Source organism: Pseudomonadales bacterium (assembly GCA_013215025.1).
In the GTDB taxonomy this organism is placed as follows: domain Bacteria; phylum Pseudomonadota; class Gammaproteobacteria; order Pseudomonadales; family DT-91; genus DT-91.
Window position 1 is genome coordinate 1 of record JABSRR010000325.1, and the last position, 1,767, is coordinate 1,767.

Consider the following 1,767-nt stretch of genomic DNA (forward strand, 5'->3'; position numbering starts at 1 on the left):
TCACTGCAAGCACTGGGCCCTGAATTTTTTTCCGTCACTTACGGTGCTGGCGGTTCCACCCGCGATAACACCTTTGGTTTAGTCAAGTCACTGCGTGAACAAGGCATCGATGTAGCGCCCCACTTATCCTTTGGCGGTGATGATGAAGCCTCAATGACCGCATTGCTGGATCAATATAAAGCACTTGGGGTAAAACGCTTGGTTGCGCTGCGTGGCGATATTCCCTCAGGCGTTGGTGCCGTGCGCATGGTCTATGCAAACGAACTGGTTGAGTTTATTCGCGCGCATTCGGGCGATTATTTCGAGATTGAAGTTGCAGCCTACCCTGAGGTGCACCCAGAATCAGCAAGCTATAACAGTGAAATTCACTACTTTAAGCAAAAAATGGCGGCTGGTGCCGACTCTGCTGTTACGCAGTATTTTTTCAATCCCGATAGCTACTTTCGCTTTGTCGACGCCTGCAGCCAAGCTGGCATTCAGCAGCCAATTTATGTCGGCCTGATGCCGATTACTAACTTTGCTAATCTGCAGCGGTTTTCTAAAGCCTGCGGCGCTGAAATCCCGCGCTGGCTCACCTATAAGCTTGAAAGCTTTGGCAACGACGAAGCTTCAATGCTGTCATTTGGGCAAGACTTCATTATCGAACTAGGACAAAAATTGTTAGCCGGTGGCTGCCCAGGCATACATATTTATTCGATGAACCAGCTAGAGCCAACGCGCACGATTTTTAACGCCCTGCGTGGCTAAGTCAGTAATGCAGTTGGCAAATTGCTGCCAACTGCCTTTCACGCCCCTATCAGCCTACAGCTAGCCAATTCAGGCGCAAATTGATATTGTTAGTGCCACAATAACAAACAACAAGGGACCCAGCCGTGCACGAATTTCCGATTCATCCGGTCATGCCGCATATTCAGCCAACGGCGCATATTAATACTGCACAGTATCAAGCTATGTACCAGGCCTCATTGGAGCAGCCAGACACATTTTGGCGCCAGCAGGCCGAGCAATTTCTGCACTGGCAAACGCCTTATCAAAGCTTAAGCCAAAGTGATTTTAGTCGAGGCGAAGCGGCATGGTTTATCGGTGGCAAACTGAATGTCAGCGAAAACTGTATTGATAAACATTTACCCGCCCTTGCCGAGCAAACTGCAATCATCTGGGAAGGCGATGAACCTACAGACAGCCAGCAGGTCAGCTACCAACAGCTACACGATGAGGTTTGTCGACTCGCCAATGGTTTGAAACAGCGCGGCGTCAAGAAAGGTGATCGGGTTTGTATATACATGCCGATGATTGTCGAGGCCGCTTATGCCATGCTGGCCTGCACACGCATTGGTGCGGTGCACTCGGTGGTATTTGGCGGCTTTTCACCCGAGGCTTTAAAAGACCGTATTCTAGATGCTGATTGCCAGCTGCTAATTACCGCCGACGAAGGCGTGCGCGGCGGCAAACGGATTCCATTGAAAGCCAATGCTGATAAAGCCCTCGCCGCTTGTCCAAATGTGCACAGCTGTATTGTAGTAAAGCGCACCGGCGCCGAAATACACTGGCAAGACGCACGCGATGTCTGGTATCACGATTTAACACAGGCGCAGCCAGCGCACTGCCCTGCCGAGGCGATGGATAGCGAAGATCCGCTGTTTATTTTGTATACCTCGGGCTCAACCGGCAAACCCAAAGGGGTATTACACAGCACCGCAGGCTACCTATTACAGTCTGCCATGTCGCACAAATACACCTTCGATTATCAGCCTGGGGAAGTCTACT

2 protein-coding genes are annotated in these 1,767 nt (G+C 50.7%); both read left to right on the top strand.

Annotation, left to right across the window (positions count from 1 at the left end; genetic code table 11):
• A partial coding sequence (locus HRU21_13335) for a methylenetetrahydrofolate reductase (GenBank protein NRA43266.1) occupies positions 1-747 on the top strand: 747 nt, incomplete at its 5' end.
• 152 nt (positions 748-899) lie between these two features.
• Positions 900-1,767 (top strand): AMP-binding protein (locus tag HRU21_13340; GenBank protein ID NRA43267.1); only part of this gene is annotated, 868 nt, incomplete at its 3' end.